Consider the following 26,269-nt stretch of genomic DNA (forward strand, 5'->3'; position numbering starts at 1 on the left):
CCCGCGCTCGGGAGCGACGCGACGCCAGGCGCCATGGCGCCTGCACCGAGATCAATTCGACGTGGATGTTTCGCTCAGCAGCTTCACGAGATAGGGCTTCCATACTTCAGGGTGGGCGAGCGTCTGATGGCCATATGAGTGCGCGCTCTCCGGCATTTCGACAAACGCACCATTCGGCACGGCGCGGATGGCCTCTTGCATGACGCCGAGATCCGTTGCATTGATCAAATCATCGTCGAAGTTGACCGCCAAAAGCCGAGCGCGAATCTTCGATAACTGCGGCGCCGGATCGTAGTCCCACGACGATTCGAACCAATAGAGCACGTCGTTGGCGTCGGTCTTCTGCGCCTTGTCGACCAGACTGTCATAGAGCTTCGTGGCCTTTTCACGGTCACCCGCGTCACTTTGCATGCGCGCGGGGTTCTCGGTCATGATCGTGAAAATCGGCATGACGCGTGTCCATTGGCTTGGCTGCACCGTATAGTCGCCGTCTTTCCAGCCCGGATCGTTGCGGATCGCACCGACGATCATTTGCCGCCAGAGCCAGTTTCGACCGGCCATCGCGATCGGCTGGCTGGAAATCGGCATCAGCGCCGCGGCCATGTCCGGATATCGCTCACCCCACATCCAGGTCTGCATGCCGCCCATCGACGTGCCCAGTACGAGGCGCAGATGATGCACATTCAACCCCTCGACGAGCAGACGATGATTGGCCTCGACAACATCGCCATAGCCATAGTGCGGAAATCGAGCATGCATGCCGTCGCTGGGTTTGCTCGAACCCCCGCGGCCAAGACCATCGGGAATCACGACAAAGTAGCGACGTGTATCGAGCGGTTCGCCCGGGCCGAAGAGTTCCCGTTGCATCGCCGGCGCGAGGAATGCTTTACCGGTACCGGTGGTGCCATGCATCAGCAACACGGCATTGTCGATTTCGCCGTGCGCATCGCGCCGCGGGGTGCCCAGCGTCACGTAGTGGATGCGAATCTCCGGCAACGTCGTTCCTTCCGAGAAGTGAAAATCACGCTCGATGAAGTCTCCCGCCTGGCCGAGGGTTGGCTCCGTTGTTGCGGCATGCGCCGTGCCGAGGCAAGTCAAGGCACACACGCCTGCTGTGCCCACGAGGGCTGAAAAGCGAGTCATTGCAGCATCCTGTTGAATTGACAGGAAAGCATAACCCACGAAAAGTCACATTCGCGTGAACGTGTTCTCGTATGACTTTCTAAATGTTTCTGTCGCTGTTTCAAATAAAAGAGCGGACGGAAAATAGTAGGCCGGATCGTCGGTGACCGCTTGTCGCCGTATGCTCGATGTCGCCACTAGAACGGATACGTCTCTATTGGAAAATCGGATGTGTGCGTCATCCTGCTACACAATCCACGAGTGACCTTCCGCAGTCCGCTTCGAGTCGACGTCCGCCCGACACGGCCGGCCGTCGCTCACGCGGACCAAGCGATAGGCCGTCCCTGAACCGGACATTCCACATGTCCGCACGGACGGCCCTGGACGGGTCGGGACACGACAAGCCGTCCGAGTTGGCCCTGCACGCTTTTAGGTCTTGCGAGACACCGCGCCCGCATTCGAAGCGGCGCGCGGCGTGCGATGGACAGCATCACGCTACTGCATGGCGTATCGCAGCGTGAACAGCACCTTGGCCGGATCGCCATAGTAATTTCCACCGGCGCCGGCCGACGTGAGGATATACGTTCGATTCAGCAGGTTTGTCACGCTGAGCGAAGCGGAGACGGTCTTCGTGATCCGATAGCCGATGTTCGCGTCGATGGTCATATAGCCCGGCGCGGGCAATCGATTCGTTCCATCGGCGGCGTACGTGCCGCTCGTGACATAGGTCGTCGCACCGATGTCCCATTTGTTCAGCACGCCGGGCAGGTGGTAGTCGGTCCAGAGTTTGAACAGGTGTTTCGGCGTCGTCACACTGAATGACGAACCGACCGAGACGCTCTGGTCGAACGTCTGCGTCGCGGTATACGTATATCCGCCCGATACGGTCAGGCCGGGCAACACTTCGCCGCTTGCAGTCAGTTCGATGCCACGGCTGCGCGCCTTGCCCTGCGCGACGTAGTAGCCGGGATTGGCCGGGTCGGTCATGGCGCGGTTCTGTTCCGTGACCTGGAACAACGCGACACCCGTGTTGAGTCTCCCGCCCAGATATTCGCCCTTGAGCCCTACCTCGTATTGCGAACCCGTGACGGGTTTGATGATCTGTCCGTTGACCGTGTATTCGGACGTCTGCGGAACAAAGATCGAGGTGTAGCTGGTATAGGCGCTATACGTGTCGTTGAGGTCATAGACCAAGCCGACGAACGGCGTGACCTTCGGGCCGATCCGATTGTCCTCGTGCGTGTCGCCGTATTGATTCCAGTACGCGTCGGCGTTGGGGTCGAGCACGCTATGCCACCACGTGACGCGACCGCCGACGATCAGCGTCACCGGATCGGTCACGCTGAAACGCGCATTACCATAGACGCCGTATTGATTCGTGACGGTCTTGGCGTCCTGGCCTCCGCCGCCCGCAAATGCGTCAGAGTAGGCCGCGTTGTTATAAAGGTTGGTATAGACGTCGCCCCAATAATCGAGCCCGGTGTCCGGGTTGATGAACGCCTGCGTGAACTGATCGCTTTGATGCAGATAGTTCGCGCCGAACGTCAGGTGATGGGTTCGGCCAAAAAGCCGGAACGGTCCCGTCGCAAAGACATCGAGCGCATCTTCCGTATTGTTGTCGTGCCCGCTGTAGCTATAGAGATCGGCGATGCCCGTCGCGGGGTCGACGTAGTCGCCCGGAATCCCGTTGAGCAGCATCGAGTGATACTGCGTATGGTTGTACGCGACTTTGGCGGTCCAGCCGTGGCTCAACTGCTGCTCGATCGATACGAAGCCGTTGGTCGTCTGAATGTCCTGATGATCCCAACTCGCTCCCAGATAGGCCGAACGCGACGGGTAAACGGGGCTGTAGTCGTCGTAGCTGGGCCAGCCATAGGGAACGTGGCCGCTGATATGCGAATAACTGAACCCGGTGCGCACAAGCGTCGTCGGCGTCAGATCGGCTTCGAGCGTGCCGTAGAGCTGCTGATCGCGCTGCCACGATCCGTCCTGCATCTCGTGTTCGTCGTGTTGCATCGCGACGAGCCTGCCGCGCAGCGTATCGGCCGCGTTCAGCGGGCCACCGATATCGACCTGCTCGCGGCGATCGGCATAGGTTCCCACCGATACCTGCGCCGATGCTTCGAATGTCGAGGGCGCGCGCTTGCGCACGAGATCGATCACCCCGCCGTCGCCCCCCATGCCGTTGAAAAGTCCGGCCGGTCCGCGCAGGATTTCGACGCGATCGTACGCGATCAGACCATCGGCCGACATGCCGCCCCCGCTCGACGGAATGACCGTGGGGACGCCGTCAAGCTGAAACGTGCGGATCGGAAAGCCGCGTGAATAGTACGCGGTCAAGTCGTTCTGGAACTGGTTGACCGTCACGCCGGGCACGGCCTTGATCGCGTCGTCGAGTGTCGTCGCGTTTTGCGACTGAAGTTGCTGCTGTGTGACGACCGTGACCGAGTTCGGGATATCTCGCTGCGCCAAAGGCGATTTCGAACCGATCGTCAAAGGCGGATTCACGCGTGCGATTTCGGCGTCGGACGCGGCGGAGTCACTGACAACTACCGTCGGCAGCGTCATGTCGTTGATCGCGGCACCCGCGGCAGGCGGGGTGTTCGCTGCGCGCAGCGAATACACGCCGTCGGCGCTGCGCAGCACCTCCAACCCTTGGCCGCGCACGATTTCCGCAAAGCCGTCCTGAATCGTGTATTCGCCCGCGAGGCCGGCGCTCCGTTTGCCGCGTGTCAGCGATGCATCGATCGACACCTCGGTACCCGATGCGCTCGCAAAGCGCGTCAGCACATCGTCGAGCGCGCCCGCCGCGATCGCGTAGCTGTGTTTGACCGACACGCCGTTGCCTTGCGCGTACGCGCCGAACGAGGCGGCGGCGAGCGATACACCCGCCAGCGTCCATCGCACGCTTGCGAGGCGGATGGCGCATGCCAGCGCACGTTCGCGGCAGGCCGGTGCAAGGGTTCGCGAATGTGCATCAGCATGCGCGCGGTTGGGCCAATGAGGGTGTGACGGCATGATCGGGCAGGTCCTTGTCGGATCGGAGTGAAAGAGGTCTCACCTTGTCTTCCGAACGAACCGCTCAAACCCTCAATCGAAATCCAATTATTTTTTTGTCTACGGCCGGCTAGCGTGGCCTGAGCTTCGCATCAGGTCTCTCTCGCTCGCTGGGCCCGGACCGTGACCCAAAAGCGCGTCCGATATTCGACTTCCACGGGCAGCCCGACGACGAGATCGGATAGCGCGCGGTCCGTATCGCGAAGCGGAAACAACCCTGTCACCCGGAGATCCGCCGCGTCGGGTTCGCACCGCAGCACGCCGCGTCGATAGCGCGACAACGCGGCGACCAGTTCGCCGACGCGCATATCGCGCGCAATCAGCTCCCCGCGCGTCCACGCGTCGTCGTCACCCTCGCTGCGCGAGATCGTGCCGAGCGCATCGGCGGAGAACGTCGCCTTTTCACCGACCCCGATTCGCGCGACGGTCCAAGACGCATGCGCCGGACGGACCTCGACCGCCCCTTCGCCCACGCTGAGCGCGGCGCTGTCGCCGCGCTCAGCGACGGAAAATTGCGCGCCCTGGGCCTTGACGCTGCCATACGAGCACGTCACGACAAACGGTGCACCGGCGAACGCGGGACGATGTGCGGTCGCGAGATAGATGCGTCCGGCACGGAGCGTCACATGCCGCATGGTGTCGGAAAACGCGACATCGACCGCGCTGGCGGTGTCGAGGACGAGGTGCGATCCGTCCGGCAAGGCGATCGCTCGGATCTCGCCGACGCGCGTGGCGAAATCGGCCGTGGCGAGCGCCCAGACGCCGCTTCGACGCGCTTCGTAACCGAGCGTCCCGGCGATGCATGCGGCGCCGAGCAAGCCGAGCGCGCGGCGGCGTCCGCGCGCAACCGGGGGATGAAGCAGCGCCCGGCGTGTCGCATCGCGAGGCAACACCGTCAGCGACGCATCGGCTGCGTGCAGGCGCGCCCAAGCGAGCGCGTGGTCGGGGTGTTCCGCGAGCCATCGCTCGCACGCTCGCCGTTCGTCGTCCGAGAATTCCCCCGACCACGAACGGGCGAGCCACTCACTCGCCCTGAGTACGACCGCAGCGTCGAGTGGCCGGTTGACATCCGCCGAGGTCGTCATCGGTACAGAAGGCATCAGGACGCGCCGTGACAGAGCGCGTAGCAGGCGCGCAAGCCCGTTGCGACGTACTTTTCGACCGATGACAGAGACACGCCGAGCTGCGACGCGATCTCCCGATAACTCAATCCGTCGAGGCGGCACAGCAGAAAAGCCTGCCGAACTTTCGGCGCGAGTTGATGCAGCACGGCGTCCAATTCGACGAGCGCCTCGATGATCAACGCCCGGGCCTCTTCCGACGGCGCTTCCGCCGGCGGATTCAAGGCAAGCGCCTCGATATACGCCGTCTCGATGCGGCGGCGCCGATGAAAATCGATCGCCAGTCCCTTGGCGATCTGCGTGAGATACCGCCTGGATTCGCCCTGCGGCGGCGTGATACCCGCGGATATCACACGCACATACGTGTCATGCGCCAGGTCCGCCGCGTCGAAGGCATTGCCGAGCCGCTTGCGAAGCCAGTCGCGCAACCAGGCATGATGATGCGCATAAAGCTCCGACACGGACTCGGTTTGCGCGGGCGAGAGTGAAGACACGTTGAGCGAAGTTGAGAGGAACGATATGCAAATGCGAATCACTCTCAATTATAGATAAAACATATCGGATCTGTAAATCCGGGACTGTGGGCTTTGAGAGACGCCGTGGATGCGTGCCTAGCGCGGCGTAAGCGATCGAGTTGGTGTCCTCATGCGCGCTTATTCCGTGGCGAATGCGCTTACGCTTCGTGTCGTTTGCCGTGCACGCCGCGTCAGCTTGTCGGCATACATCAGCGCATCGGCTTCCTTAAGCGCGGTCTGCGACGTACCGATCGTAGGATCGACGCTGGCAATGCCGAAGCTTGCGCCTTGATACTCGAAACTGCACCCCATGAACGAATACGTCCCCGCAATCCGCGGCGCAAGCCGCTCGCGCAAGGCGTCGACCGAGGTGTCCGGCGGGCCCGAGACGGGCGGCGGCGTCAGACCGATCACGACGAATTCATCTCCCCCCAAGCGACCTAGCATGTCGTTCGTATGCAAACCCGCTGAAACACGACGGCCCACCTCGATCAGAAACGCGTCGCCGATGTCGTGCCCATAGGTGTCGTTGATCGTCTTGAATCCGTCGAGATCGATAAACGCGACCCGCACCCACTGCCCCGTCCGCCGGGCCGCTTCGAACAACTGCTCAAGCTTGGCCAACACCGCGCGCCGGTTGGGTAAGCCGGTCAATGCGTCATAGTTCGCCGCGTACCGTTCGTCCTCGCGGCGTATGACCATCTGACCGGCCGCATAGCCCGACAGCACAATGAGCGTGAGCCCGAACAACGCCACGACGGCGACGATCCACGCGTGTTCTTTTCGCATGGGCGCCAAGTGGTCGAGCGAAGCCAGCGTCAACATTTCATATTGCCCGTTCGACAACGGCTGGCGCCTGACCACGTATGGCTGGCCTTCGATGAACCATCGGTCCGATGGTCCCGGACCGGTCATCGTGTGCACGTCGATGGGTGTGCCAAGTTCTTCGCCTTCATCGGGCGGCAGTACGGTGCCCGGCGGCAACAGACCGGCGACGTTGCGCAACATGAAGGGTTCGAACGACGTGGTGATCACGCGGCCCTGGCGATTCACGATCAGCGCGATGTTTCGCCCGGTCAGATAGCGCGCCATCTCCGGCGCATCGAATTTCACAGTGACCGAGCCCAGCGGCACATCGTCGGCATTCTCGATTCGACTGCTCACGAAATAAGACGGCGTTTTATTCAAACGGGCAATGCCGAATGAATGCCCCGTCCCATCGCGCAGGGCGTCCATCAGGTAGAGGCGAGCCGGATAAATCATGCCGACGATGCTGTCGGGCTCGGCCCAATTGCTGGCCGTCACCGTGTCGTCCGACATGTTGTTCATGTAGATCCGGGCATAACGCAGGTCGTTTGACAATGCGCCCATGAAACTGCCCACCTTGCGCACCAACGGATCGCGCGTCAGTTGCGCCGCGCGTTGTTGGCGCGTCATCTGAGCCGCGCCCGGCGGATCGGTACGATAGCGCGCCGCGAGTTCGATCACGAGCCCCTGCCGGGCCACCATATTGGCGACGCTGGTCATCTCCGTGAAGAGCCGATCCATCACGCGGGCGGCGGTTTCGGCCTCGTACTCGGCGCTGTCCGCCATCCTGCGCATTTCCGAGGCCACGATACGCTGGGATATCCACGCCCCCACGCCGGCGACCAACGCCAACCATGCCACTGCAACGCACAACGTCACGCGACGCACGATCAACGGCATACGGCGGCGACTCGGGTCCTGTTCCGATAACACGCTAAGCATCCATCCGCTCCCATCGAAAAACGCCGTCCAGTCCAGTCTCGGGGACGCGCCGCTCATTCAATTTTTTTGAAAACGCGAGGCACCGCGTCACATCGCGTTTTCAAACGGGCAATCATTTTTTCGGCAATCGATCGCAGGCAATAAGCCAAATATATCAAGGCCAACCCGGAAAAGCCCACAGGGCTGTGATCGATCGACGTCTTCGATATTGCAAGCGCGACCGGACGCGACGCGGTCCTTATATATACAACGCGTTTGCGGGTTCGAAATCGCTTAGAGAGAAAATAAGCGCGACAGCCCCCCTTTCACGCGCAATTTGGATGACCTGACATGGCGCGCCAACCGCTTACCCATCCCCGCAAACAAGCGTCGCGATCGCGCGCGCGGCCTACTCGCATTTCCGACGAGCGCCGAGTGGTCTTCAAGCGCGCCAGCGAGAGGGCCATCCGACTCAGCTAAGACTCGTCATGGCCGCAATTGAGTCGATGCCGCCTCACTGATTCGATCGACGTCAGAATTGACGCGAGATCGAAGCGAGTGGCCACGTCAGGCAGTGTCGCGTCACCAAAAAAATTGGCTTCAGCCTTATCGCGCCCCTCGAAATGCTCAATGAACAACTGCCGCGGACCGGCAGTGCCACTCGGGCGGCGTGATCCAGTCGAAGACCTGCCGGCCGCTCGGAACGCCGAACATGTCGAGCGGCATGTGACGGCCGAGGATCTTGTCGCTTTCTTCTATGCCCGGGCCGGTAATTGACCGGAGCAGCGGAAAGAGTTCATCGAACAGGCTGTCGAGTAGCGCACGCTCCTCCTTGCACGACATATCGTTCCTCGTTTTACTTTGCAATCGTTTAAAGTTTTCTTTTCGCTGCGAATAAAGAAGCACATAAGGCATTCGAACGGCATGATGCCCAAAATAGGACGCGCTACGAAATTCGGCGGGCGAACGCTTAACGAGCGTCGCGAGCGATGACGCAACCGGCTCACCGAGCGCGATTACGAACGCCGTCACGAAATCGGAGAGACACTTCGATGCTTATCGCCGATGGTGTCCGGCCATCATCGGCTGACTCCGCAGCCCACGCAGATCGCTCGGCTTAGGGAGCCCATCGTCGACATCTTGAGGATGACGTGTGAAGAAAATCAGTAAAAAAGGCGGTCCGTTCTTCTGGGTCGGCATCGCTCTGGGCGTGGTCGTCGTGCTGTACTTGGTCATGCGCGGGTAGCCGGGTCCGCGACGCATGAATCACGGTGACGACGAGCGACTATTTTGATCGCGTAACACATCTGTTAGGATCCACGCGGCGGCATGCCGTCGCTATGAACCGATGCCCGAGACGTGCCGCTTAGTGGTGCGTCGGACCTCGCTTCAACACGACGCAAGCTGGCTCGCGGCCGCGGCGTTCATCGGGCCGCCGCGCGAGTCCAGGCCGTCCAAAAAATAAAGAAGACGCGGAAATGCATCAAAACGCTTATCGGGGAATGCCATGGCAACCACTTACACGACGCGCGTACGCGATCTGATTGCAGGTGCGCACAACCGGTATGCATTTCCCGCGACGTCGACGGAAACACGTTCGTCATCGATCGTGCATCGGCATTTCACCGTCAATGGCGAGGCGCGCACACTTCAGGCGCGCGCGTGGTCCGACTATGTCGACCGCATCCTTGAGTCCCCCGTCTCCCGTGCGCAGACCGAAGCAGGATTCTTTGGCGAAATCGATAGCTATATCCTCGAAGACCTGATCTACCTGGACAGTCGAACCGATCCCCTGCAGCAAGCCCGCACGAACGCCAAGATTTCGCGCGACAACGTGCGCGATTTCGTGTTCCACATGGCAGTCGAAGGGATCATGGAGACACAGACCGATCCCACCCGCCGCGGTCCGGCTGCGCAGTTCGTACCCGGCGTCCTGGCACTGGACATGGGGCAAACGATGCGCATGCGGCGGCCGACGCCAGCGCGCGTGCTCGCGTTCTTCATACCCCGGGCCAAGGTCGAAGCCGTCATCGACGATGCCGAATCCATTCATGGCAAGGTCTTGCCCTATGCCACGCCGATCGGGCAATTACTGCAGGAGCAGGTGCTGGCGTTGTGCCGCCACTTGCCGCATCTGAACCCCGCCGACGCGCAGGATGCCATCCAGCTGTGTGCCGATCTCACACTGGTCGCCTTCGCGAAACAAAGCCGCCTCGACGAGGGCATGCGCGCCGTGACGAGGCGCGCGCAGACGGAATACATCAAGCGCTATATCGCCGCCAATTTGCACGACACGGCGCTCAGCCCGGCCCAGGTGCTTCAGGCGTTTCCGCGCTTGCCGCGCGCGACCCTGTATCGATTGTTCGAATCGGAGGGCGGTCTCGCCGCGTATATCCGTCATTGCCGTCTGTGGGCCGCCGCAATGGAACTGATCGAATTGCCGACGACGTCGATTGCCGACATTGCATATGGACTCGGATTCGGCAGCGCGTCCAATTTCTCGCGCGCGTTCAAACACAGCTATGGCCTGTCGCCTTTGGATTTTCGAACGGCCGGCGGACATTGGCTGCGGTGATCGTTAGCGCTTGGCGGTCGACGTTTTAAAGCGGCCTCTGAAGGAACGCGTTCGCCGCGTCGGCCCGCGCAATGCAAGCGACGCGGCAGCCGCTAGAATTGCGGTTTTGGCCCGGAACACGTCGATGTCTTTTGCCTCGCTTGGCCTGATCGATCCGTTGCTGCGAAATCTGCAGACGCTCAACTACCAGACGCCTACGCCCGTGCAAGCCAAGGCGATTCCGGTGGTGCTCGGCGGCAGGGATGTCATGGCCGCGGCGCGGACCGGCACCGGCAAAACGGCGGGCTTCGCGTTGCCGCTGCTGCAGCGGCTGGTGCAACACGGCCCGGCTGTGTCGAGCAATCGCGCGCGCGTGCTGGTCCTCGTGCCCACGCGTGAACTGGCCGAACAAGTCCTGCAAAGCTTTGTCGAGTACGGCAAAGGCCTCGACCTCCGATATCTGGCTGCTTATGGCGGTGTGAGTCTCAACCCGCAGATGATGAAGCTGCGCAAAGGCGTCGATGTCCTCGTCGCGACGCCGGGCCGTTTGCTCGACCTCCATCGTCAGAACGCCGTGCAGTTCGATCAAGTCCAAACGCTGGTGCTCGACGAGGCGGACCGCATGCTCGATCTCGGCTTTGCACGCGAACTCAACGCCGTCTTTGCCGCCGTGCCCGCTCAGCGCCAGACCTTGCTGTTTTCCGCGACGTTTACCGATGACATCCGCGCGATGGCGGCAGGCATCTTGCGCAACCCGGCCGACATCAGCGTCAGCCCGCCTAATACCACGGCCAGCAAAATCAAGCAGTGGGTCGTGCCGGTCGATAAGCGCAACAAGCCCGACCTCTTCATGCACCTGGTGGCCGAGAACCGCTGGGAGCATGCATTGGTGTTCGTCAAAACGCGCGCGGGCGTCGAGTATCTGGCGGACATGCTCGATCAAGCGGGCTATGCGGTCGACACCATCCACGGCGATAAGCCGCAACCCGCGCGCTTACGCGCGCTGGAACGCTTCAAGACGGGCGAGGTCCGGATGCTCGTCGCCACCGACGTGGCCGCGCGCGGACTCGATATCGACAACTTGCCGCTCGTGATCAACGTGGACTTGCCGATCGTCGCGCAAGACTATGTGCACCGTATCGGCCGTACCGGTCGCGCAGGCGCGAGCGGCACGGCGGTGTCCCTGGTGTGTGCCGACGAAGCGCCGCAACTGGCCGCGATCGAAGCATTGATCCGACACACGCTGCCGCGCCAGGAAGAGCCGGGTTTCGAAGCCGAACACCGTGTGCCGGAAACGCGCTCGACGGGCGAGATCGTCAAGAAACCCAAAAAGCCCAAGGCACCCAAAGTGCCGCACGTCGCGCCAAGCAAAGCGCCCCAAGTCGCGCCAAGCACCCGGCATGTGTTCGGCAAGGAAGTGCCCGTCAAAAGCGGCGAGAACGCTCGCAAACGTCCGACGCCACGTGCCGCAGGCACGGGTCAAGGCGTCGGTGTGTCCGGGGGTAAGCCGTCCGGTCCGCAAAAGTCGCGCAGCAAAGCCACCGGCAAGCCGGCGCCAGGGTCAAACAAAACCGCAGGCAACCGCGGCAAACGCTAGGTCCGAGAGACACGATCACAGTGCCTCGCACGGGCCGCGAAGGTCATCGTCAAGCGAGCCTGCCAAGATAGTCGGCGAGAATCTTCCGACTTGAGCGAAGACATTTGATCCGTTCGTCCATCCCGCCGAGTTCACGCTTCAACGTCGCAAGCACTTCGGCGCACGGCTCGAAATCCGGCCGATCGTTGAGCACACACGGCAGCAACTGCCGGATCGTGTCCAGCTTGAGCCCGGCTTCGCCCAACATCCGGATACGCCGCACGACCTGCTCGTCCGTCTCATCGTAGTCGCGGTAGCCGGACGCCTGACGGTTCGGCTGCAACAGACCTTCTTGCTCGTAGTAACGCAGCATCCGCACGCTGATCCCCGAGCGACGCGACAGTTCTCCAATCTTCATGCCCGACCCCTCTTGACTCTGACAGCACTGTCACAGATTAGCATCGACCGTCACTGGATCAAAGGCATCGGAGCCAAGCGCATGCATACCGTGGATATCGAAGGAGCGAGCGTCGCCTATCGCGTGGACGGAACCGGACCGGGATTGGTCTTCGTTCATGGAACGGGCGGCAATTCGCAGAGCAACTGGGGGCATCTGATCGAGCGCTTCTCGCCGCATCGGACCGTGGTGCGCCCCGACTATGCCGGATCGGGAAACACACAGGACGATGGCAAACCGCTCACGGTCGCCGTTCTCGCCGCGCAAGTCGTCGCGGCCGCCAAGGCCGCGGGCGCGCTCCCGTTCGATCTCGTCGGCTTCTCGCTCGGGGCGGCCGTCGCGGCGTTCATCGCGGCCGATTATGCGTCGCTCGTGCGTTCGGTCGTCCTGCTTGCGGGCTTCACGTCGAGCGAAGATCCCAGGCAAAAAATGCAATTCGAGCTTTGGCGCGATTTGATTCGTGCGGATCGCGGCGCGATGGCGCGTCTCGTCTTGCTCACGGGATTCAGTCCCGACTTCGTATCGCGTCTCGACGACGCCATCATCGATGACAACATCGAAGCGATCGTCCGCGACAACAATTGGGAAGGCATGGCGCGCCAAGTCGAACTGGATCTGACGATCGACGTGAGCGAGCACGTTCGGCGCATCACACAACCCACACTGGTCATCGGCTGCACACACGATCAGATGGTTCCGCTCGCGCACGCTCGTCAACTCGCGGCGCGCATTCCCCATGCGCGATACGCCGAGATGGAGACCGGACACCTTGCCGCACTCGAACAACCCGACGCCTTCGTGACGCTCGTCTCGGAGTTCCTGCGCGATGCGTAGCTTGAACCGCCCGCTGTTCATCGTGATGCTCGGCGCGTTCGCTGCTCAGACGACCGAATATTTGCCGATCGGCTTGCTGCCGCAGGTCGGCCGCGGCCTCGGCGTGTCGGATTCGGATGTCGGCATGCTGGTCACGGGCTATGCGTGGCTCGCGGCCGTCACGGCGATTCCGATGACGTTGGCGACGAAGCGGATGAACCGGCGCACATTGTTTCTTCGATTGCTTGCGGTCATCGCGATCGCGAACCTGCTTGCCGCCCTGTCACACGGATACGCGATGCTCGCCGCGATGCGCATCGTGACGGCATTGACCCACGGCGTGTTCTGGTCGGTCCTCGCGTCCTTTGCGACGCGTCTTGCACCCGAGATGCCGCCGAGACGAGCGCTCGCATGGGCGTTCGGCGGCATCTCGCTGGCCGTCGTCGCAGGCGTCCCGCTCGCCACCGCTATCGGACAAGCGGCCGGTTGGCGCATGGCGTTCGGCGTCTTCGGGATCCTGGCCGCCTGCCTCTCGCTTGTCGGCGCACGCGGCCTCCCCTCCGTGGCCAGCCAACATCGCGATTCGAACAGCGAACTCCCGCGCGGCAATGCACCGCTCTATGGCGCAGCCCTTGTCACCGCGCTCATCATCGCCGCGCACTTCTGCGCCTACACGTATATCGTGTCGCTCCTGCTCAACGTCGCCGTCGTTCCGGATGCCCACGTGCCGCTTTTCCTTTTCGTGTTCGGCATGGCCGGGGCCGTTGGAACAGGCATGTCCGGCTGGTTAGGCGTCAAGCCCGCCGCCATGGCGTTGACCGCCGCACTCTGCCTCGTCGGCAATCAAGCGCTGATGATGCTCGCGGCACGTGTCCCTGGCGTCGCATGGCTGAACATGATCGTATGGGGCAGCGCGATCTCGATGCTGATCGTGGGCTTGCAAGGATGGGTGCTCGAACTGGCGCCGCATCAGGCCGATTCCGCTTCGGCACTCTACGTCGCGGCGTTCAATACCGGTATCGGCGGCGGCGCATGGATAGGCGGCATCGCACTCGCGGCGGGCGGCGACCGCTTCGTTTTGCCGGTCGGCGTCATGCTGGGCTTGATCGCATGCCTCTGCTTTTCCTTGCCGTCGATCGTCGGCCGGCGAACCTCCGCGAAGCTGGCCGGCATCGAACCTCGACGCATTGAATCGGTAAACCGTCCGAGCCCGCCGGAATGACGCGTCAACGCGCGGCGCTACCCACGCAAACCGAAAAACTCATACTTCGCCATCGAAGCCGCAAGCGTCTGAGCATCGATGCCGGACTCATGGTCGAGATCGTGTCCAAGGCCGAACAGCCACCATCCGATCGTGCCTTCGATCGTGTGATAGACAAACGCCGCGCGCGCCTCGATATCGCCGTCGGCCGGCAGCATGCCGAGCGAAACGGCCTGGCCGATATTGCGCCGCAAGGCATCGAACAATGCCGTGCGAATGCCGGAAATCGCCGCGTCGATTTCCGGATCCGCGCCATAGCCCTTGGCCAAAACGATCGCAAAGAAATACCGGTTCTCACGCGCGAAACTCAGCAAATCGAGCAGCCATCCGCGCGTGTTGTTCATCATGTCGTCCGTCGACACCGCATGCTGCCGGAAGCCGCGCTCGACCGTCGCAAGCATCGACTGACGCCCCGTATCGAACAACTCCATCGTCATTTCCAGCTTGCTCTTGAAATGCCAATAGAACGTCGCCTGCGCGCACCCGCTTTCGCGCACGATGTCCGACACCTTGGTCAGATGGTAGCCGCGCGTCGCGAACAACCTCAACGCACAAGCCAGAATCATGTCTCTCGTATCTTTCGATTCTTTGGTCACGTCACGTCCGTTTTTTCTCAACAGCAGCCGAATGGCCTCGAACACGCAGCACGCGCATCGCGATCCTGCACGATGATGGCGATCGCCACCCTATCGCCTCGTCTCGACGCATCGGCCCGGATGCGCAAGCGCACATGCTCAGGCAGGCATCACGAGGTCCCGACGTTCGCCGCCTAATCCTCGAACGGCGAAGCCGCGATACGCTCGACGACGTTGACGGTCTTGAACCCGTGCACACACAGTCGTCCAATATCGGACAACACATTACCAAATGCCGTCTGCGGTTTGCGTGTCGCGACACCGACGAGCGCATCGAGCATCGCCTTCTTGTAACCCAGGCGCGGCAATGCAAGATTCACCTCGTCGACGACCGCGCGTCCGATCTCGTCGATATACCCTCCGCCATCGACCGACGTACCGAGATGCACGATCGCGATATCCGGCTCCATATACGACGCAATCCCGAACGACGAGTGCAACGCCACCGCATCCCAGACTTTACGCGCCCGGCAATCGCACTGCCCGTGCTCGTGCATGAACGCATGCGCGGCAAACGCGCCGTCGACCTCGAATCGCCGGTCCGGCGTTTCGAATCGCTGCGTGAGGCCGAGATCGTGCAAGACCGCGCTGACATAGACCAATTCCGCATCGAACGTCAGTCCGCGACGCTGCGCAAGCAGCGCGCCGAACACATACGTCCGCACCACGTGATGAAACAAAAACCGATCGCACGACTCATAGGCCAGCGTCGTCGCATCGACCGCAAGCGCGCTATCGGGCAAATCGATACCCGCGACGCGCGGTGGAACAAGTTGAATACTCATGAAACTCGATCAAGAAAGGTCTAAAGCAAAAAGAGCCCGAAACAAATAGGACCCAAGCCACAATGCTCAGGAAGCGGCCGGCGACGAAGCCCCCGGCACCCACGATTCCACGCGCGCATCCGCATCCGTTTCGGTTTCCCATCCGGACAACGCCTGTCGATCCCACGTCTCGACGATGCGCCCGCGCTCGATAACCGCCGCGCGATCGCACAGATGCGCGAGCACGCCACGGTCATGACTCACGAGCACGAACGTCATCTCGTGACGCGCTTTCACGCGCACGAGCAAATTCAAAATCTCGGCCTGCACCGATACATCGAGCGCCGACGTCGGCTCATCGAGCAGCACCACGCGCGGACTCAACAACAAGGCCCGCGCAATCCCGACGCGCTGTCGCTGTCCGCCCGAGAGCTGATGCGGATATCGTTCGAGCACATCGCCGGGCAAGCCCACTTCGTCGAGCATCGCGTCGATCCGGCGTTTGGGCGAATCGATCCGGTTGACTTCGAGTGCTTCGGTCAACGCGCGGCCGATCGTATGCAAGGGATGCAACGACGCGTACGGATCCTGAAACACCATCTGAACGTCGCGCCGTAACGCACCCTTGAATCGCATGCGCGGCGCGAGCCGATGTTCGAATACGTCGATCGCGCCCGACCAATTGCGCTCGATCCCCGCCAGCACGCGCAAGAGCGTCGATTTCCCGGACCCCGACGGTCCGATCAAGCCGAACACTTCGCCTCGTTTGACGCTCAAATCCATCCCGTCGAGGACGATCGCCGGCTGCGCGCGATGTCCGAATCCGACGCGCAATGCCTCGATTCGAATCGCGATGTCGTCGTTCACATCGCTCATGACCGCACACTCCACGATCGATCGGAACGATCGAGCACGGGCAGCATCGATCCGTGCGTTCGCGCGCCGGGCCGACAGGCCCAAAGCGTGCGCGTATAGGGATGCGTCGACGTCGCGAGCGCCGATGCGTCGCACGCGTCGACGATCGCGCCGCGGTACATGACGAGCACATGTTCGCAATACCGCGACACCTGTTGCAGATCATGGCTGATCAACAACAGCCCCATGCGCCGCTCCTCCGCGAGCGTCGACATCAATTCGAGTACGTGATCACGCAAACGCGCATCGAGCGCCGATGTCGGTTCGTCGGCGATCAGCAGCTTCGGTCCGTTGACAAGCGCGATCGCCAGCATCACGCGCTGGCCCATGCCGCCCGACAACTCGCGCGGATAGGCGCCGAGCAAGCGCACAGGGTCCGGCAGCCCCACCGCCTTCATGATGTCGAGCGTGCGTTCGCGACGCTCGGCGCGCGACAAACGCCGATGCAGCACAAGCGATTCCTCGATCTGCTTGCCGACCGGCTGAACGGGATTTAATGCATGACGCGGATCCTGCAGGACGAGTGCGATCTCGGCGCCGCGAATCGCGGCCCATTCGCGCGCGTTCAGATCTCGCAGGTCGCGCCCCGCCAACGCGATCCGATCCGCGCTCGCCGCAAGGCCCGGACGCAGCAAGCCGAGCAACGCACGCGCCGTCAGCGACTTGCCCGAGCCCGACTCGCCGACGAGGCCCAGACGCCTGACCCGCATCTCGAACGAGATGCCGTCGACGATCGGCCGCGCCGGTGACGTATCCGACGGACGCGACGCATCCGATGCGCGAATCGTGAGGCGCTCGACGCTCAACAAAGGGTTATCGCTCATGATGCGGGTCCGTCGAATCGCGCAAGGCATCCGCGAGCAGGTTGAATGCAAGGCTCAGCACGACGATCGATAGACCGGGTATCGCCGCAAGCCACCATTGATCGAAGATGACCTTGCTGCCGTCGGCGACCATCGTGCCCCACTCGGCGGCGGGCGGCCGCACGCCGAGCCCGAGAAAGCCGAGACCGGCCGCGGCCAGAATGATCGACGCAAGATCGAGCGCGAGCCGCACGCGCGCCGACGGCACGCAGATCGGCAATAGATGGCCCCAGAACAAGCGAAAGCCTGTGATGCCCTGCATTTCCGCGGCCGCGAGGTAATCGCTTCGACGCAACGCCGCGATCTCCGCGCGCGACACGCGCGCATACGCGGGCCACCCCGTGAGCACGAGCGCGAGCGCGCCGTTCAGCAAACCCGGTCCGAGCAGCCCCACGAACGCCAGCGCGAGCACGAGGCGCGGAAACGCCATGAAGATATCGGTCACGCGCATCAGCACGCGCTCGATCCATCCGCCCGCATACCCGGCCACGATGCCGATCGCGAGTCCGATCGGCACCGTCAACGCGATGACGAGCACCGCGAGCCCCAGCGTCGGGCGCGCGCCGTACATCAGACGCGACAGCACGTCGCGGCCCAGACCGTCCGTGCCGAGCCAATGCGTCGACGACGGCGGCATGAGCCGGACCGCGAACTGCTGCGCGTACGGATCATAGGGCGCAAGCCGGGGCGCGAGGCATGCGACGAGCGTCACGCCTACGATCACGACGAGCGCAAACCGTCCGCCATACGAGGTGCGCCAGATCCGACGCATCATCTCGATCGCCTTCATCGTGCGAGCCTCGGATCGAAAACATGGACGAGCCAATCCGTGACGCCGTTGATCAACACGAACGCGATCCCGATCACGAGCGTCGCGCCGAGGATCGCGGGCGTATCCGACGCGAACAGCGCCGTGCTCAGGTACCGGCCGATCCCCGGCCACGCGAAGATCGTCTCGGTCAGCACGGCGCCTTCAAGCAAACTCGCATAGCCCAACGCGAGCACGGTCAGCAGCGTGCCCGCGATATTCGGCAACACGTGCGAGAGCAGAATCCGACGCTCGCTCGCGCCCTTCGCGCGCGCGAGCGTCACATATTCGTGGCCGAGCTCGCCGAGCATCGCAGTCCGCGTCAGACGCGCGACGTTGCCGACCGCGCTGAACGCAAGCACGAGCACCGGCAACACGAGATGCGCGATCGCACTCGCGAACGCGCCCGTCTCGCTGCTGCGCCACGCATCGACAAGCACGAAACCCGTATGCATGTCGATCGTGTACTCATACGCGTCGTCGAGACGCCCGGGCCCGCCGGTCCAATGGAGCCGAGCGTAGAACACATAGAGCGCGACGAGCCCGAGCCAGAAGATGGGCACCGACGCGCCGAGCACGGCCAGCGCGCGCACGCACTGATCGACGATGCGGCCCGGACGCGCCGCGCCGAGCATGCCCGCCGCGATGCCCACGACGGCGCAGACCGCCATCGCAATCGTCGCAAGTTCGATCGTCGCGGGGAACACGCGCGCGAGGTCTTGCGAAACAGGCTGACCCGTGGATCGCGACAGACCGAGGTCGCCGTGCGCGAGCCGTGCGACGTAGTGCGCGAATTGCAGCGGACGCGACACATCGAGTCCGAGCGCGTGCCGCGCTGCGCGATACGCGCTCTCGCTCGCGTGATCGCCGACAAGCTGGCGGACAGGATCGATCGGCGACAGCGACGACAACGCGAACGTCACGGCCAGCAGGCCCGCGATCGTTAACGCGGATGCGCCGAGCCGGCCCAGCGCGCGTGCGATCGACGAGGCCCGTGCCGTGCGCGCGTGGGCGCTATTCAAGGAAGAAAACGGTAGCGGCATCGTATTACTTGCTGACCCTGTCGTAATAGACCATGTCGGCATCGAGTCCTTGCTGGTATCCGTGAACATTCGAGCGCAACACGATCTGCTCGTGCGCCTGCAGCGCGATCACGAAGGGCGAGTTCGCCTGAACGTGCGTCTGAATCTGCGTATACAGCGCGATGCGACGCGCGGGATCGCGCTCGGCGACGGCCTGCCGCGTGAGATCGGTCAACGCGGGAATGTGCCATGCCGCGCGCGCGGCGATCGTCGCGGTGCCGTCTTCGGGGTTCGATGCAAACGCGCTCGCGGTCGAATTCGGATCGAAATAGTCGGGGATCCAATACAACCACGCCGCCTGCTCGGTCCGCGTGCGCGTGCGCGCATAGACCTCGCTCGCGGTGCCCGGCAGGATCCGCACCGTGATGCCCGCCGCGCCGAACGTCGCCTGCAGCGATTGCGCGATATCGGGAAACGGCGGCTGATTGAACACATCAAGCGTGAGCGTCGCGTCATGAATGCCCGCGCGCGCGAGGATCGCCTTCGCACGCGCGATGTCGAGGTGATAGGGCGTCGTATTGAGCGCGCCCGGCACGCCGTTCGCGAGGAACGCCTGATGCACTTCGAACGTGCCTTTAAGCAGCGTATTCGCGATGCCGTCGTAGTCGACGAGCCAACGCGCGGCCTCCCAGAACGCCGGATTCGCGAGCACGGGGTTCTCGGTATTGCCCGCATTGAGCAGCAGATAGTGGACGGCCGCCGAAGGCAGTCGCAACGTCGCGAGTCCGGCTTCGCCCTGCAATGCGGCGACCTGATCGGGACCGAGATCGCGCGCGATATCGGCATCGCCGACCTCGACGAGCAGGCGTCGCGTCGCGGCATCGGCGACGTTCTTGATCACGATGGTCCGCACGTGCGGCGCGCCGCCGGGCGACGACGGATTCGCCGCGAGCACGAGCGCCTCGTGCGGGATATAACGGCGAATCGAGAACGGGCCGCTGCCCGCCGAATGCAGATGCAGCCACGCATTGCCCGCATCGTTCGCGACGTCATGCGCGCGGACCTCGCGCGCGTCCAGTATCGACGCGACGGGTGCGGTCAGCACATTGAGCGCGAACGAGGGACCGACCGCTTTCGGCCACGTGATCCGCACATGCGCGGCATCGAGCGCGATCACGTGCTCGGCGACGTTCGCGGCGGTCCAGCCGAGTTCGTTGAGAATAAAGGCGGGCGCGCGATTCAACGTCACGGCGCGGCGCAGCGACCAGACGACGTCGTCGGCATCGACTGCGCGCCCGCTCGCGAACGTCGCGCCCGAGCGCAGCGTGAACGTGAGACTGTGTCCGTCGGCCCCGGTGTTCCAGCTTTGCGCGAGCACGGGGTCGAGTTGACGCGGATCGTCGCGGTCGGGTTCCGCAAGCCGTTCGTAGACGCTCGTAAACGCCTGCACGCTCGATAGTTCGAACCCTTCGGCCGGATCGAGACTCACGATGTCGTCGAGCGATTGCGCGACGACGAGGATATCGGGCGGCGTCGCCGCATGGGCGACGGCCGCCGACATCCCGACCGCAAAGAGCGCGACTCGATGCAAAAGCCGCATGCTAGAAACGGTAGGTCGCGCCGACTTCAAGGTACCGGCCTTCATCCGTGTAGATCGACGGATCGTACGGCGTCGCGGTCGGGAACTCCTGCCAGAGCGGATCGTACGGCGGCTGGCGATTGAACAGGTTGTACGCCGAGGCGTAGATCGTCCAGTGCTTGAAGCCCGTGTACGCGATGTTCAGATTGAACTGGCTATACGATCCGACGCGGCCCGGCCCGCTTTCCTGCGTGAGCGTGTAGGGTCCCGTGAACTGATACGTGAGCGTCGCGCTGATCTTGTCGAACTTCCAGTTCAGGTTCGTATTGCCCTTCCAGCGCGGAAAGCTCGCACCGAACGGTGTGTCGATCGCGCCGTCGTTGCCCGCGAAGTCGGACGATTCTCCGCCCGCATCCTGCTTGAAGTGCCAGACCCAGGCCCAATCGCCGCTCAGCGTGAACGTGCCGAGCGTCGTCGGCAGCGCACGACGGAAATTGAACTCGAAGCCGTCGGTCGTCAGCGTGTTGAGGTTCTCGTAACCGATATTCACGTACGCGATCGTGCCATTCGCATTGCGCACGACGACGTTCGGATTGTTCTCGTCGACGAGCTCCTGCATATTCGCCGTGCCGATCACGTTCTTGACGACGATCTTGTACCAGTCGAAGCCAATATCGGTCTTCGAATCGGGCGACAGTTCGAAGCCGAGATTGTAGTTCTGTGTCCGTTCGGGTTGCAGATTCGGATTACCGCGCACGAGCACCGAATAGGTCTGGCCTTGCGGGTTGCTCGGGTTGTAAGTCGGTGAATACGGATCGATGGCCGTCTGAATGCCCGACGATGTCGATTGCGAATTCTCGGCGAGCGTCGGTGCGCGGAAGCCGCGGCTATACGATGCATAGGCCGTGAATTGCCGGACCGGCTGGAAACGCAGCGCGAAGCGCGGCGAGAACGCACCGCCGAAATCGCTGTAATGATCGTAACGGCCCGACTGACTGAACGACAGGCCCGAAATGATCGGCACGTCGAGCTGATAGTAGGCCGCCGCGACATTGCGCTCGCCGCTGATCGATTGAAGACTGTACGGGATCGCGAGACCCGCGACCTGATTGCCGTATTCGCCGACGTAGTCGCTCTCGTGAAGGAACTGCGCGCCGATGCCGAAACCGACGTCGCCGGCCGGCAGATGGAACAAATTCGACGTCGATGCCGAGACGTCGAGGGTTTCAAGCTTCGAGATCGCTTCGTTTTCGTCGGATGTGTAGAGACCCGCGAGTCCGTTCGGCGTCGCCGACGGATTCGCGAAATCGAACACGCTGTTGTTGATGATGTTGGTCAGGCCCGCGACGCTGAGCAAGCCAGTCTCGTAGTTGTCGACCGTGCTCTGCGAATGACTGAGGCTCGCGGTCCAGTCCCAGTCGCCGAACTTCGGGGTCGAGAACGAGCCCTGCACGCCCGTCGATGCACGATAGAACGTCGAGGTCGTGCGCAACTGCTCGGGCTCGCCCGTGAACACGTACGTCAGCGGCGTCGCCGTGTGGTACGGGTTGTAGAGGTTCGTTCCGGGGACGATGTTCGAGATCTGCGTCAGGCCGCCGGTCGCCGGATTGAACGCCTCCGTGCCGTCGCCGATGCTCGCATAGCCCTCGTCCGTCACGGTCGTATTGCGGCTGCCCCAGAGATCGACGAAGGCCTGCGTCGTGTCGTCGATCTTGAACGCGGCGTGAATCTTCGCGCTCAGGCGCTCTTCGTACGGATGCAGCGACATGCCGTCGGCCGTATCGACACCGCATGCGGTCCCGCTCGCCGGCCCATTGAGGATCGATGCGCCGCTGACGACCGAGCCGCCCGAGGGGCACGTCGTCAATGCCGCGCCGCCCCCGCCGACGCCGTTCGGTTCCCAATAGTCGGCGCCTTTCGTGATGAGCCCGTACGGGTTGCTCGTGTAATCCTGCCCCTGCGTGTTCGAGCGATCGGCCAGCGTATAGCCGTTCTGCTGGAACACGCTTGCGCTAGCCGTGACGTTGAAACGGTCGGCATCGATATCGCCGAAGCCGCCGTTGATATTGAACTTCTTCGTGAACTCGCCGCCGCTCGTCGCATTGCCGAGTCCGCCGCCGATTTCGAGGCCCTGGAAGTTCTTCTTCGTGATGATGTTGACGACGCCCGCGATCGCATCGGAGCCGTACTGCGAGACCGCGCCGGTCTTGACGATCTCGATGCGCTCGATCGCGTTGAGCGGAATCGTATTGAGGTCGAAGAACGAATCCGTGCCGTTCGACGGGAACGCATACGGTGCGACACGCTGACCGTCGACGAGCACGAGCGTGTATTTCTCGCTGAGGCCGCGCATCGCAATGCCCGCGCCGCCCGTTGCGCCATACGCGAAGTTGTCGCCCCAACTGCTCGCCGAATTGACGGTCGAATCGCGCAGGAACTCGGACAGCGTGGTCGCGCCGCTCTGCTCGATGTCCTTCGATGTGATCGTCTGGACCTGGTTATAGCCGGTCTTGTCGGCGGTCCGGATCAGCGAACCCGTGACCTGGACCTTGTCGAGCGCGACGGGCGCCGTTTGTGTATCCGCCTGAGTCGCATTTGCGGCGGTATCGGCGGGTTGCGGCGCGCTTTGCGCATGAGCCGCCGACAGCAAGGCCGCCGACAGGATGATTTCTGCGCCCGCGTAGGTGCCGATCGCGCGCGCAATCGCTCTCTTCTTCACTGGAATCCCCGTAGTCAATCGTTGATCGGCGCCGCCCGGCTTAGGGTTGTGTGCTGGTACCGTGCGCGGTCGCCCCGCAGACCTCCGCGCATCGCGCGGGAGGCCGACTGTCGCCCCGACTGACTCGTCAGTCGGGATGGATCTATTCTCAAGTTGCTACCGGGTATTACCAACCAATCAAATCAGCTTTCGATATTCCCGTTCTCAGCGCGTGCTTCACGACGGCTCGCGCCGCATCGCGCCGATCAGGCGATTCGCGAGCGCCTGAAACGCCGAGCACACGACGAGATACACCGCGCCGACGAACAGGAAGATCTGCGCGGGATAGATCATCAGACGGTTGTTGATCTGGTTCGCGAGAAACGTGAACTCGGGCACGCCGACGATATACGCCAGCGACGTGTCCTTGATCAGCGACACCCATTGATTGATGAACGACGGCGCCATGATCCGGATCGCCTGAGGCAGCAGCACGTAGCGCAAGGCCTGCGCCTGCGTCATGCCGAGCGACAGCGCGGCCGTGCGCTGTCCTTGCCCGACGCCGACGATGCCGGCGTGCACGGCATGCGAGAGATACGCGCCGCCGATCAGCGACAGCGCGCAGATGACCGTCGCGAGGCCGGGCACATCGATATGCAACAGGATCGGCATCAGAAAGAAGGTCCAGAAAATCAGCATCAGGACTGGTATCGCGCGAAAGAAACCGATGACCGTCACGAGCGCGCCGTAGACGATGCCGCGCGTCACGGACAGCGCGATCCCGCCCGCGAGTCCGAGCAACGCGGACGCGCCCGCGGAGAGCACCGACATCACGAGCGTCAACGCGACGCCGCCGAGCGGGCCGTGCGGAAACGTGCCGAGAAACAGGTAGCGCAGCGTCGGCAGCCAGTCGATGCCGTTCATGCGTGCCCCCGCTGACGCGCCGTTGCGCCGAAGCGTTGCCAGAGCAGCAACGCGACTTCGATCGCGGCGATCGTCACGATATAGAGCACCGTCGCCGCGCCGAACGCCTCGAACGTCTTGAACGTCTCGGTATCGACCTGGCGGGACATATACGAAAGCTCGGCGAAACCCAGCGCCATCGTCAGCGACGAATTCTTGACGACGTTCATATATTGGCCGGCAAGCGGCGGCATCGCGATGCGGATCGCCTGCGGCACGATGACATGACGGAACGTCGCCCACGGCGTGAGTCCGAGCGCCGCCGCCGCATCGTATTGCCCGGCCGCGACGCCGCGGATGCCCGCGCGAAACTCCTCGCCGACGAATGCCGTCGTATAACAGGTCAAGCCGACCCATCCCGCCACGCATTCGAACGACGGCCATGCGAGCCGAAGCCCGTCGAGCGCAACGGCATGCGGCGCGTTGAGCCATGCCATCACGTCTTGCGGCAGCAGCGCCGCGACGCCGAAATACCAGAACAGCAATTGCACGAGCAAGGGCGAGTTGCGGAAGATCAGCACGTAAAGCGCCGCGGCACGCGACGGCAGCCGCGCACGCGCATTGCGCGCGAGCGCGAGGCCGAACCCCAACGCCGTGGCGGCGATCGATGCACCGATCGACAGCATCAGCGTCATGGCGAAGCCGTGCAGAATCCAGCCGATGTATTTCGGCTCGAGCCAGCCGCTCATACGTCGGACCGCCAGGCGTCGCGCGGCATCCTGTCGATGAGCCTGCCGTCTTCAAGCGGCAAGCTCGGATCGAATCGCTTCGCCATCAGCTCTTCTGCGGATCGCCGATCTTGAACAGACGCGGCAACGGCGCGCGGCTGTTCGGGCCGAACCACTGATCGTAGATCTTCGCGGCCGAACCGTTCGCTTCGAGGCCCACGAGCGTTTCGTTCACGACGTCGAGCAGGCGCGTCTCACCCTTCGGCACGCCCACGCCTTCGTAGTCGTTCGAAATCGTGAACGGCGAGATTTCATAGTTCGCCTTGTCCGGCACGTTCGCGAGCAGTCCGACGAGCTTCGGGCCGTCCTGCGTGATCGCCTGGACATTGCCCGCGCGCAATGCCGCAAACGCGAACGGCGTATCGTCGTAGGCGACGATCGTCGCGTTCGGGAACTGTGCGCGAACCTGTTGCTCATTCGTCGTGCCCTTGTCGGCGCCGATACGAAGGCCATTGAGCTGATCGCGCGTCTTGAGCACGCCCTTCTTCGCGATGAACTGCGTGCCCGATGCGAAATACGGCGTGCTGAAGTCGACTTCCTTCTTGCGTTCGTCGGTGATCGTGAAGTTCGCGAACACGAGATCGACCTTGCCCGATTTCAGGAACGCGATGCGATTCGCGGGATTAGTCGGCTGGATCTCGAGCTTGACGCCGAGCTTCGCCGCGACGGCGCGCGCGTAATCGACGTCGAGACCGACGATGTCGTTCGTTTTCGGATCGACGAAACCGAACGGCGGATTGCTGTCGAACGTCGCGACGCGCAGCACGCCGGCCTTCTTGATGTCGTCGAGCCGGTCGGCATGCGCCAGGTTCGATACGGCAAGCAGCAGCCCCGCGACGATCAGCCCCAATTGTTTAAATCTCATGACAGGCACCCGGTAGACGAACGCGGACCGGCATCGAAGGCGCGGTTCACGCGTACGCGTGTTTTGACGAGCGGCGACTGTAGCAATGCGCGCGAATGAACCGAACGATTTAATCGTTAGTTGTTAAGCGCGCGCGGTTATATGACTGCGTCTTTGCAAGCCCCGGGAATAAGCATCGCAGCTTTGCTTCTTTGCGCTTTGCGCACCGCGCGCGTACGGTGGCCG

General features: G+C 62.8%; 22 protein-coding genes. 4 read left to right on the plus strand and 18 right to left on the minus strand.

Annotated features, from left to right (window positions below; translation table 11 throughout):
• Nucleotides 1–51: 51 nt before the first annotated feature.
• The 6 genes from D7S86_RS20395 to D7S86_RS20420 all read right to left on the minus strand — a co-directional run bounded on the left by D7S86_RS20395 (nucleotide 52) and on the right by D7S86_RS20420 (nucleotide 8,575).
• On the minus strand, nucleotides 52–1,143 hold the full coding sequence (locus D7S86_RS20395) for an alpha/beta fold hydrolase (protein ID WP_121088707.1): 1,092 nt from the start codon (nucleotides 1,141–1,143) through the stop codon (nucleotides 52–54).
• 474 nt (nucleotides 1,144–1,617) lie between these two features.
• Entirely contained in the window at nucleotides 1,618–4,029 is a 2,412-nt protein-coding gene (locus tag D7S86_RS20400) for a TonB-dependent siderophore receptor (protein ID WP_158602043.1), read from the minus strand.
• 242 nt (nucleotides 4,030–4,271) lie between these two features.
• Nucleotides 4,272–5,279, minus strand: a complete 1,008-nt coding sequence (locus tag D7S86_RS20405; protein ID WP_121088711.1) for a FecR domain-containing protein — start codon at nucleotides 5,277–5,279, stop codon at nucleotides 4,272–4,274.
• Nucleotides 5,279–5,794: a sigma-70 family RNA polymerase sigma factor gene (locus D7S86_RS20410; RefSeq protein ID WP_121088713.1), complete on the minus strand. Its 516-nt coding sequence runs from the start codon at nucleotides 5,792–5,794 to the stop codon at nucleotides 5,279–5,281. The genes D7S86_RS20405 and D7S86_RS20410 overlap by 1 nt, the downstream gene beginning before the upstream one ends.
• 159 nt (nucleotides 5,795–5,953) lie before the next feature.
• Complete coding sequence (locus D7S86_RS20415) at nucleotides 5,954–7,564, minus strand: GGDEF domain-containing protein (protein ID WP_240648311.1); 1,611 nt, start codon at nucleotides 7,562–7,564, stop codon at nucleotides 5,954–5,956.
• Between the two features lie 606 nt (nucleotides 7,565–8,170).
• Nucleotides 8,171–8,575: a DUF4910 domain-containing protein gene (locus D7S86_RS20420; protein ID WP_121088717.1), complete on the minus strand. Its 405-nt coding sequence runs from the start codon at nucleotides 8,573–8,575 to the stop codon at nucleotides 8,171–8,173.
• A 475-nt stretch (nucleotides 8,576–9,050) separates the two neighbouring features.
• Here D7S86_RS20420 and D7S86_RS20425 point away from each other — a divergent pair, with 475 nt between their 5' ends.
• Nucleotides 9,051–10,118 carry a helix-turn-helix domain-containing protein gene (locus D7S86_RS20425; RefSeq protein ID WP_121088719.1) on the plus strand — a complete coding sequence of 356 codons (1,068 nt, stop codon included), beginning with the start codon at nucleotides 9,051–9,053 and terminating at the stop codon, nucleotides 10,116–10,118.
• 124 nt (nucleotides 10,119–10,242) lie between these two features.
• A complete protein-coding gene (locus D7S86_RS20430; protein WP_205962861.1) occupies nucleotides 10,243–11,694 on the plus strand; it encodes a DEAD/DEAH box helicase in 1,452 nt (483 codons plus the stop codon).
• Nucleotides 11,695–11,743: 49 nt separating this feature from the next.
• On the opposite strand, the gene D7S86_RS20435 is transcribed toward D7S86_RS20430, so the two are convergent.
• The gene (locus D7S86_RS20435) at nucleotides 11,744–12,091 is read right to left on the minus strand and encodes a MerR family transcriptional regulator (RefSeq protein ID WP_121088721.1); all 348 of its coding nucleotides are present in this window, start codon (nucleotides 12,089–12,091) and stop codon (nucleotides 11,744–11,746) included.
• Nucleotides 12,092–12,172: 81 nt separating this feature from the next.
• Between D7S86_RS20435 and D7S86_RS20440 the strand changes: the two genes are divergently transcribed.
• A complete protein-coding gene (locus tag D7S86_RS20440; protein ID WP_121088723.1) occupies nucleotides 12,173–12,964 on the plus strand; it encodes an alpha/beta fold hydrolase in 792 nt (263 codons plus the stop codon).
• Nucleotides 12,957–14,165 (plus strand): MFS transporter, encoded by a 1,209-nt coding sequence (locus tag D7S86_RS20445; RefSeq protein WP_121088725.1) that lies wholly within the window; start codon nucleotides 12,957–12,959, stop codon nucleotides 14,163–14,165. The genes D7S86_RS20440 and D7S86_RS20445 overlap by 8 nt, the downstream gene beginning before the upstream one ends.
• A 17-nt stretch (nucleotides 14,166–14,182) precedes the next feature.
• Here D7S86_RS20445 and D7S86_RS20450 read toward each other — a convergent pair whose 3' ends face one another.
• The 11 genes from D7S86_RS20450 to D7S86_RS20500 all read right to left on the minus strand — a co-directional run bounded on the left by D7S86_RS20450 (nucleotide 14,183) and on the right by D7S86_RS20500 (nucleotide 26,044).
• Nucleotides 14,183–14,770: a TetR/AcrR family transcriptional regulator gene (locus D7S86_RS20450; RefSeq protein WP_121088727.1), complete on the minus strand. Its 588-nt coding sequence runs from the start codon at nucleotides 14,768–14,770 to the stop codon at nucleotides 14,183–14,185.
• 203 nt (nucleotides 14,771–14,973) lie between these two features.
• On the minus strand, nucleotides 14,974–15,624 hold the full coding sequence (locus D7S86_RS20455) for an HD domain-containing protein (RefSeq protein ID WP_121088729.1): 651 nt from the start codon (nucleotides 15,622–15,624) through the stop codon (nucleotides 14,974–14,976).
• 66 nt (nucleotides 15,625–15,690) lie between these two features.
• Nucleotides 15,691–16,479, minus strand: a complete 789-nt coding sequence (locus D7S86_RS20460) for an ABC transporter ATP-binding protein (RefSeq protein ID WP_121088731.1) — start codon at nucleotides 16,477–16,479, stop codon at nucleotides 15,691–15,693.
• Nucleotides 16,476–17,342, minus strand: a complete 867-nt coding sequence (locus D7S86_RS20465) for an ABC transporter ATP-binding protein (RefSeq protein ID WP_121088733.1) — start codon at nucleotides 17,340–17,342, stop codon at nucleotides 16,476–16,478. The genes D7S86_RS20460 and D7S86_RS20465 overlap by 4 nt, the downstream gene beginning before the upstream one ends.
• Entirely contained in the window at nucleotides 17,332–18,171 is an 840-nt protein-coding gene (locus D7S86_RS20470) for an ABC transporter permease (protein ID WP_166444143.1), read from the minus strand. Before D7S86_RS20470 ends, D7S86_RS20465 begins: the two co-directional genes overlap by 11 nt.
• Complete coding sequence (locus tag D7S86_RS20475) at nucleotides 18,168–19,211, minus strand: ABC transporter permease (protein ID WP_240648312.1); 1,044 nt, start codon at nucleotides 19,209–19,211, stop codon at nucleotides 18,168–18,170. Before D7S86_RS20475 ends, D7S86_RS20470 begins: the two co-directional genes overlap by 4 nt.
• Before the next feature lie 25 nt (nucleotides 19,212–19,236).
• Nucleotides 19,237–20,811, minus strand: a complete 1,575-nt coding sequence (locus tag D7S86_RS20480) for an ABC transporter substrate-binding protein (protein ID WP_121088738.1) — start codon at nucleotides 20,809–20,811, stop codon at nucleotides 19,237–19,239.
• Nucleotide 20,812: 1 nt separating this feature from the next.
• A complete protein-coding gene (locus tag D7S86_RS20485) occupies nucleotides 20,813–23,509 on the minus strand; it encodes a TonB-dependent receptor (protein WP_121088740.1) in 2,697 nt (898 codons plus the stop codon).
• A gap of 216 nt (nucleotides 23,510–23,725) precedes the next feature.
• Entirely contained in the window at nucleotides 23,726–24,412 is a 687-nt protein-coding gene (locus D7S86_RS20490) for an amino acid ABC transporter permease (RefSeq protein WP_121088742.1), read from the minus strand.
• Nucleotides 24,409–25,140, minus strand: coding sequence for an amino acid ABC transporter permease (locus D7S86_RS20495; RefSeq protein WP_121088744.1), 732 nt, complete (start codon nucleotides 25,138–25,140; stop codon nucleotides 24,409–24,411). The genes D7S86_RS20490 and D7S86_RS20495 overlap by 4 nt, the downstream gene beginning before the upstream one ends.
• 85 nt (nucleotides 25,141–25,225) lie before the next feature.
• Entirely contained in the window at nucleotides 25,226–26,044 is an 819-nt protein-coding gene (locus tag D7S86_RS20500) for an ABC transporter substrate-binding protein (protein WP_121088745.1), read from the minus strand.
• Nucleotides 26,045–26,269 lie beyond the last annotated feature (225 nt).

Origin of the sequence: Pararobbsia silviterrae (assembly GCF_003628125.1) — a bacterium.
Taxonomy (GTDB): Bacteria; Pseudomonadota; Gammaproteobacteria; order Burkholderiales; family Burkholderiaceae; genus Pararobbsia; species Pararobbsia silviterrae.

Bases quoted from the DNA above. Each gene is read 5' to 3' on its own strand.
- D7S86_RS20435 (WP_121088721.1), bottom strand. From the start codon at position 12,091: ATGAAGATTGGAGAACTGTCGCGTCGCTCGGGGATCAGCGTGCGGATG.
- D7S86_RS20440 (WP_121088723.1), top strand. From the start codon at position 12,173: ATGCATACCGTGGATATCGAAGGAGCGAGCGTCGCCTATCGCGTGGAC.
- D7S86_RS20465 (WP_121088733.1), bottom strand. From the start codon at position 17,342: ATGAGCGATAACCCTTTGTTGAGCGTCGAGCGCCTCACGATTCGCGCA.
- D7S86_RS20480 (WP_121088738.1), bottom strand. From the start codon at position 20,811: ATGCGGCTTTTGCATCGAGTCGCGCTCTTTGCGGTCGGGATGTCGGCG.
- D7S86_RS20405 (WP_121088711.1), bottom strand. From the start codon at position 5,279: ATGCCTTCTGTACCGATGACGACCTCGGCGGATGTCAACCGGCCACTC.
- D7S86_RS20395 (WP_121088707.1), bottom strand. From the start codon at position 1,143: ATGACTCGCTTTTCAGCCCTCGTGGGCACAGCAGGCGTGTGTGCCTTG.
- D7S86_RS20470 (WP_166444143.1), bottom strand. From the start codon at position 18,171: ATGAAGGCGATCGAGATGATGCGTCGGATCTGGCGCACCTCGTATGGC.
- D7S86_RS20450 (WP_121088727.1), bottom strand. From the start codon at position 14,770: ATGATTCTGGCTTGTGCGTTGAGGTTGTTCGCGACGCGCGGCTACCAT.
- D7S86_RS20415 (WP_240648311.1), bottom strand. From the start codon at position 7,564: ATGCTTAGCGTGTTATCGGAACAGGACCCGAGTCGCCGCCGTATGCCG.
- D7S86_RS20425 (WP_121088719.1), top strand. From the start codon at position 9,051: ATGGCAACCACTTACACGACGCGCGTACGCGATCTGATTGCAGGTGCG.
- D7S86_RS20495 (WP_121088744.1), bottom strand. From the start codon at position 25,140: ATGAGCGGCTGGCTCGAGCCGAAATACATCGGCTGGATTCTGCACGGC.
- D7S86_RS20490 (WP_121088742.1), bottom strand. From the start codon at position 24,412: ATGAACGGCATCGACTGGCTGCCGACGCTGCGCTACCTGTTTCTCGGC.
- D7S86_RS20455 (WP_121088729.1), bottom strand. From the start codon at position 15,624: ATGAGTATTCAACTTGTTCCACCGCGCGTCGCGGGTATCGATTTGCCC.
- D7S86_RS20500 (WP_121088745.1), bottom strand. From the start codon at position 26,044: ATGAGATTTAAACAATTGGGGCTGATCGTCGCGGGGCTGCTGCTTGCC.
- D7S86_RS20445 (WP_121088725.1), top strand. From the start codon at position 12,957: ATGCGTAGCTTGAACCGCCCGCTGTTCATCGTGATGCTCGGCGCGTTC.
- D7S86_RS20460 (WP_121088731.1), bottom strand. From the start codon at position 16,479: ATGAGCGATGTGAACGACGACATCGCGATTCGAATCGAGGCATTGCGC.
- D7S86_RS20430 (WP_205962861.1), top strand. From the start codon at position 10,243: ATGTCTTTTGCCTCGCTTGGCCTGATCGATCCGTTGCTGCGAAATCTG.